Consider the following 6,861-nt stretch of genomic DNA (forward strand, 5'->3'; position numbering starts at 1 on the left):
CCGGGTGCTCACCGTCGCGGTGCTGGGCCGGGTGCAGATGTGGCACGACGGGGTGTCCGCGCCGGTACCCAGTGGCCTGACCACCGAGCTGCTGGTGCGCCTCGCCCTGGACGCCGGTCGTCCGGTCCGAGCCGAGCGGCTGGTCGAGGAGTTGTGGCCCGGCACGACGGGCACCCGGTTGAACACACTGCAGGCGAAGGTGTCGCAGTTGCGCCGGGCCCTGGGCGACCCGGCTGCGCTGACCGGCGGACCCGAGGGGTACACGTTGGCCGTCGACCCGGGCCGGGTGGACGCGCTGCGCGTCCTCCGGCTCGCCGACGAGGGGGTTGCGCTGCTGGCCGCAGGCAACGCCGACGCGGCAGCGGTCACCTGCCGGGAGGGACTGGCGCTGTTCGGCGCGGAGGTCCTACCGGCCGCGGGGGCAGCGGAGTGGGTGCTCCCGCACCGCGTCCGTCTCGAGGAGACCCGGGTCCGGCTGCTCGAGGACGAGCTGGCCGCGCGCCTCGCCCTGGGCGCCCGCGGCGAGCTCGTCGGCGAGCTGGAGTCCCTGGTCGCCGTCCACCCCCTGCGTGAGCGACTCTGGGCGCTGCTGATCACCGCTCTCTACGGTGCCGGGCGCCAGTCGGATGCCCTGGCGGCCTGCCGGCGGGTGGCGCGCCTCCTGTCCGACGAGCTCGGCGTGGACCCGGGCGCCGAGCTGGCAGCCCTGGAGCGCCAGGTGCTCACCCACGACCCGGGCCTCGCGCCGGCCGCCCGGTCCGCTCCTGCGCCGCGCCGCCCGGGGAACGTCCCGGTGCCCGCGACGCCGCTCGCCGGACGGGTCGAGGACCTGACCGGCTTGCTGCGGGCCCTCGGCCGGAGCCGCCTGGTCACGGTCGTCGGGCCCGCGGGCGTGGGCAAGACCCGGCTGGCGGTCGAGGCGGCCGGCCGGAACACCTCCCCGGACGGTGCATGGTGGGTCAGGCTCGAGGGCGCCCGGACCGCCGATGAGGTCCCGGTGGCCATCGCGGACGCCGTGCCAGCAGTGGACGGCTCCCGCCGGGATGTCGCCACGGACCTCCGGGGAGCCGACCTGCTCCTGGTCCTCGACAACTGCGAGCACCTGGCGGAGGGCGTCGCCGCCCTGGTCTCCGCCGTGCTCGACGGCGCTCCGGGCGTGCGCGTGCTCACGACCAGTCAGCGACCACTCGGGCTCGACGGCGAGCTGGTCTTCCCGCTCGACCCGCTGCCGGAGGCCGACGCCGTGGCACTGTTCGGGCAGCGCGCCGCCGAGCGGCGGGCCTCGTTCCTACTGACGGCGGATGCCGCGCCGGCCGTGTCGCAGCTGTGCCGCGCGCTGGACTGCCTGCCGCTGGCGATCGAGCTGGCCGCGGCGCGGACGCGCATCATGTCGGTGCCCGAGATCATCCGGCGGCTCGATGACCGGTTCCGGCTGCTCGCCGACCCGACGTCCACCCGCCGGGAACGCCGCCGCACGCTGGCCGCAGCGCTGTCCTGGAGCTACGACCTGCTCTTCCCCGACGACCAGCGCGGCCTGTGGGCGCTGGCTCAGTTCCCGGGCGGAGCTACTCTGCCGGCCCTCGAGCACGTCCTGAGCGGACTCGACGTGCCCTCCGCCTCCGCGCTCGACATCGTCGACCGTCTGGTCGACCGCTCACTGGTCACCGTCGACGTCGACGGGACGGGAGGAACCCGATACCGGCTGCTGGACAGCATCCGCGCCTTCGCCGCCGACCGCGCGGCCGAGGCCGGGGTGACCGGTGCGGCGGCCGACGCACTCGTCGGCTGGACCGTGCAGCTGGCCGCCACCGTCGCCGCGACGGTGCGGGGCCCCGCCCAGGCCGAGCAGGTCGCTGTGACCGCGGCCGAGCGCGGGACGATCGACGCCGCCCTGCACCGGGCCCATGCCACAGATCCCCTCACCGGCCTGCGGATCGCCGTCGACCTCGGCTGGGCGTGGGTGCTGCTCGATGACGGGGCCGCGGTCGGCCGGCTGCACGCCGCGCGCCTGGGCGCCGACTCACCGCCGCGCGATCTCGAGGTGCGCGCGCTGCTGCTGGAGAGCTGGTACGAGGCGATGTCAGGAGACCTCACGCCGGCCCGGACCCTCCTCGACCGCGCCACCGTCCTCGCCGAGGACGACCCGTCGCTGGCCGTGCTGGCGCGCTGGTACGGCGGCTTCGTCCTCCCCCTGGAGGGTCGGGCGGCTGAGGCCCTGGCCGACCTGGCGCACTGCCGGGAGACCTACGCCGCCACCGGGGCCACCTGGGAAGAGGGCGGCAGCCTGCTTCTGGCGGCCTTCGCCCACCTCGCCCTCGGGAACACATCGGGGGCACGTGCCGCATCCGAGGAGGCGATCGTCATTCTGCGGCCGCTCGGGGACATCTGGGCACTGCTGCACGCCGAGGGCGCGCTCGGCAGGATCGCGCAGGCCGAGCAACGCCTTCCCGACGCCGCACGGCACCACCGGTACGCCGCGGAGTCAGCGGACCGGCTCGGTTTCGGCGGAGCTGCCGCGCTGCACCGCGTGCAGTTGGGACGCGCCCAGCGCCAGGGCGGCGACCCGGGCGCGGCGGACACCTTGCACCGAGCGGTCGCCGGTGCCCAGCTCGCCGGCGACCGACGGCTGCTCGCTCTGGCCCAGGTGGCCCAGGCGGAGGTCCTCCGCGACGCCGGCGACCGACCCGCGGCCCGCACACTGCTGGACGCCGCCCATCACTGGTACACCGAGTCCGGCGCCGGCGAGGGCGCCGCACTCGCCGCTTGCCTGCGAGCCACCATGCGTGCCGAAGACGGCGAGCCCGGCGCTCAGGAGGACCTACAAGCGATCCGCGACGCCGCCGAGCGCACCGGGGACCGCGAGGTGCAGGCGCTGGCCACCGCCACGCTGGGCGACCTCCGGCAGCCGACGCCCGCCCGGGGAAGTTGGCGGGCTGGACGCACGCCGTAGGTCCAGTCGGCCCGCGGACGGGGTCGCGTCCCCCGGTCCTGACGCCCCCTGGAGCGTCCGCAGCGGTCGACGGTCAGGCGGTGATACGTCCGGTGCGCGGAGCGGGAGGTCGGACCCCGCCTCCAGCCGGCTCACCCCGTGCTCCTGATGGAGCGACCGACCGAGGCGGTACGCGCACACCCCTGGAACTACGCGATGGGCTGGGCGGACGCATTGCGACGGCCGGAGCGACCGCGTAGCCGTGTGGCGACCGACGCCGGAGCAACAAGGCCGAACGAAGGGTTCGGCGCCACCCCACGACCTGACAGACGAGGACTTGTCGAGTGGACACGACGCCGCGCACGCTCAGCTCCGGTCGACGAAGCCGGTGCGGTAGGCCCACACCACGGCCTGGGTGCGGTCGTGCACGCCGAGCTTGGTGAGGATGCGCTTGACATGGGTCTTCACGGTCTCCGGCGCGACTCGAAGGGAGCTGGCGATCTGTCCGGTGGACAGACCGTCGGCGAGGGCGTGCAGCACATCGGCCTCACGTTCGGTGAGCGGGTCGGCCAGCCGGAGCAGGGCCGGGTCGGGAACCCGGCGAGCGGCGTAGGCGGCCAGCAACCGCCGGGTGACGGCCGGGGAGACGAGCGCGTCCCCGGCGACGAGGGTGCGGATGCCGGTGATGAGCTCGTCCGGGGTGGCCCGCTTCAGCAGGAAGCCGTCCGCGCCGGCGTCGACGGCGTCGTCGACGACCTCGTCGGTGTCGAACGTGGTGAGCACGAGCACGCGGGGTCGGGGCTCGCCCCACCCGATGATCTCCCGGGTCGCGGAGATGCCGTCGTGCCGGGGCATCCGGACGTCCATGCAGACGACGTCGGGTCGCAAGGTCCGGGCATCGCGCACCGCGTCCAGGCCGTTGGTCGCCTCGCCCACCACGCAGATGTCGGGCTCGGCGTCCAGCAGCGCTCGCAGTCCGCCGCGGACGAGGGCGTCGTCGTCGGCGAGCAGGACCCTGATCACGGTCGGGATCCTGACGGGGACATCCTCAGCGCGGGGATGGTGGCCCGTATCCGGAAATCCCCGGCGACTGGCCCGGCCTCGAGGGAGCCGCCTTCCAGGCGGGCTCGTTCGCCCATGTTCACCAGTCCCCGTCCGTCGGCAGAAGCCGGCGGGCCGTCCCCGGAGCTGTCGATGGGGTTGGTGACCTCCACGACGACCTGGTCGGCGATCTGGTCGACGTCGATGCGGACGATCCCGGACGTGGTGTGGCGCACGGCGTTGGTCACCGCCTCCTGCACGATCCGGTAGACCGTCCGGCCGGCGCTGGCGCTGAGCTGGACCTGCCCGGTGTGCACATGCACCTCCCGTCCGGCGGCCCGAACCCCGGCGGCCAGCTCATCGAGATCGGCCAGCGAGGGCTCGACCCACGCGTTGTCCGTCTCCTGGGAGCCCGGGTGCAGGACCCGGAGCATCCGGTCGAGCTCGCTGAGTGCTCCTCGACCGACCGTCTCGATCCGCTCGAGTGCGTCGTGCCCGAACGCCGGGTTCCGCGCATGGACCCGTCGTCCCACGGCGGCCTGCAGCACGATCACGGTCACCGCGTGGCCGAGCGCGTCGTGCAGTTCCCGGGCAAGCCGTCCGCGTTCCTCCACCAGCAGCTGTTCGGCCGACCGGGCCCGTTCGCGCGCCTCGGCCACTTCCTTGCCCGCCGTGGCCGCAGCGGCGGTCCGTCGGGACCGGGTCGCGTCGCCGGCGACCACCGCGATGCCGAAGATCGTCGCGATGTTGAACAGCGCCGTCGGATCGAAGGCACCACGGTCGAACACCAGGAACCCCGCGACGCCGAGGGCAGCCAGAGCGCAACCCCCGGCCCGCAGGCGGCGGTCACCGAGCGCGAAGCAGGTGAACAGGCCGATCCACGTCGGCCATTGCACGAGCCACACGCTGAGCCCGGAGGCCGCGGTTCCGACGACGACGGCCGACGTGACCGCGAGCGTGATCAGCGGGACGACGTGGCGCCACAGCAGGCACAGCACCGACACCGCGGCGAGCACGGCTGCCGGCACCCCGGGCGACCGGTAGGGCTCCTGGGCCGGCAGGACGAGTTCGGCGAAGGCGGAGCACACCGCCAGGCCGGTGATCAGCCACATCTCACCGCGGGCCGGGCGTACGGCGCCGCGCGAAGCACGCGGTTCGCCCGGTCGAACCACCCTGGTGGGCACGAGCCCATCTTGCTCCGGGCGGCGCCTGGTGCACATGCCCCGCGTGGGGCATCCCGGTGTGCCCCGCCGGGGGCATGGCCGGCGGTCGGCTACCCCGGATGGGCCGGATCACGGCCCCCGCGCGGGGCTCGATGTCCGGCGTCCCCCGGGCCCAGGCTCTGCGACGAGCCCAATTCCAGGGACTCGTCGGATCAAGCCAGGAGCTCGGTGACCATGACCACCCACACGACACCGGCCATCGCCGGACCGCCCGCGCACCATCGCACCACTCGATACCGGAACACCGTGGCGGCAGCGGCGTTGCTCGCCACGCTGAGCGTCGCCACCGCGTGTGGGACGGCCGATCAGCGCAGCGCCTCGGCCGCCACCGTCCCCGCCGCGGCCGCTTCGACGACGTCCCCTCGTGACTCCGGCCTCGCCCGGAAGATGACCAGCATCCTCGAGCAGCATCGCGCCGACCACGAGTTCGTCGGAGCTGTCCTCCGCCTGCAGGAGAAGGACGGAGCCCCCATCACTGTGACCTCGGGCACCAAGGAACTGAGCGGGGACAGCGGCGTCGTCGATCCGCGGATCCCCTGGGGGATCGGGAGCGTCACGAAGACGTTCGTGGCCGTCGTCGTCCTGCAGCTCGCCGAGGAAGGCCGCATCGACCTCGACGCCGGAATCGACGGCTACCTGCCCGACCTCGCGGGCGCCGACCGGATCACGCCCCGGCAGCTCCTCCAGCACACCAGTGGACTCGGTGAGTACATCGAACAGCCCGCCGTCCTGGACGACGCACGGCGCGTGTGGACGCCGGCAGAGTTGATCGCCGTCGCCGAGGCGGCCGGGCGGACCGGGGAACCGGGCGGGGCGCATGCCTACTCCAACACCAACTACGTGGTGCTCGGCCAGATCGTCGAGCAGGTCACCGGCCACCCCTGGGCCGCAGAGGTGCGTGAGCGCATCCTCGAGCCACTGCGCATGCACCACACCGCAGTGATGACCTGTCACGAAGCGCCCGGCTACGGCCTGGAGGGCGACGCATTCGTCGACTTCACTGATCGGTGGGACCCCTCGCTCGGAGGCGCGGCCGGAGCGCTCAAGTCGACGGCGAAGGACCTGATGACGTACACCGAGGCGCTGGCCGACGGCCGACTGCTGTCCGATGCGAGCCAGGCAGAATGGACGGCGTTCATCCCGGCCGCCGACTACTCGGCATTCGGCGTCGTCCGGCACGAGTACGGCCTGGGGCTCGAGCTGTACGCCACCGACCAGGTGACCGTCTACGGCCACCTGGGCAGCGGGGCCGCGAGTTCCGCGTTCATCGCGTTCGACCGGGAGAGCGGAGCATCGGTCGTGGTGATGATGAACTCCGACAACCCCGGACCGCAGGCCCTCATGGCCATCGAGGCCCTCACCGCCGCAAGGGGTTGACGGGATCGGTGGCCTCGACCGTTGCTCACCAACGGTCGAAGCCACCAAGCACCGCCCGGTGATCCCGCTCAACTGGTCCAGCACCTCCCACGCGTCCCGCCTCAGGCCCCACCGATGACACGTGTCAGGGGTCGGCCGTGCGGCCCGCCCGGCAACCGATGAGCTTCCGCACATGTGGCGGGCCCAAGGCGCCCGACAACCTCAGACCACGGCCCGCAAGGACCACCCGCACCGCGGGCGGCGGGCACTCCCCAGAGGCATCTCATGCGCACTCCCGGAACACCCCACCCC

At 73.6% G+C, this 6,861-nt stretch carries 4 protein-coding genes; 2 read left to right on the forward strand and 2 right to left on the reverse strand.

The window, feature by feature from the left end; all coding sequences use genetic code 11:
- Positions 1 to 4 precede the first annotated feature (4 nt).
- Positions 5 to 2,950, forward strand: coding sequence for an AfsR/SARP family transcriptional regulator (locus FHL80_RS10775; RefSeq protein WP_138733416.1), 2,946 nt, complete (start codon positions 5 to 7; stop codon positions 2,948 to 2,950).
- A gap of 345 nt (positions 2,951 to 3,295) precedes the next feature.
- Here the strand turns inward: FHL80_RS10775 and FHL80_RS10780 are convergent, their stop codons facing one another.
- Together FHL80_RS10780 and FHL80_RS10785 are read right to left on the reverse strand one after the other, a co-directional pair.
- The gene (locus tag FHL80_RS10780) at positions 3,296 to 3,952 is read right to left on the reverse strand and encodes a response regulator (protein ID WP_138733417.1); all 657 of its coding nucleotides are present in this window, start codon (positions 3,950 to 3,952) and stop codon (positions 3,296 to 3,298) included.
- Positions 3,949 to 5,082, reverse strand: coding sequence for a sensor histidine kinase (locus tag FHL80_RS10785; RefSeq protein ID WP_216870616.1), 1,134 nt, complete (start codon positions 5,080 to 5,082; stop codon positions 3,949 to 3,951). The genes FHL80_RS10780 and FHL80_RS10785 overlap by 4 nt, the downstream gene beginning before the upstream one ends.
- Before the next feature lie 285 nt (positions 5,083 to 5,367).
- Between FHL80_RS10785 and FHL80_RS10790 the strand changes: the two genes are divergently transcribed.
- Positions 5,368 to 6,570 (forward strand): serine hydrolase domain-containing protein, encoded by a 1,203-nt coding sequence (locus FHL80_RS10790; protein ID WP_138733419.1) that lies wholly within the window; start codon positions 5,368 to 5,370, stop codon positions 6,568 to 6,570.
- Positions 6,571 to 6,861 lie beyond the last annotated feature (291 nt).

The sequence above is a fragment of the Modestobacter excelsi genome (assembly GCF_005930495.1).
Lineage (GTDB): Bacteria > Actinomycetota > Actinomycetes > Mycobacteriales > Geodermatophilaceae > Modestobacter > Modestobacter excelsi.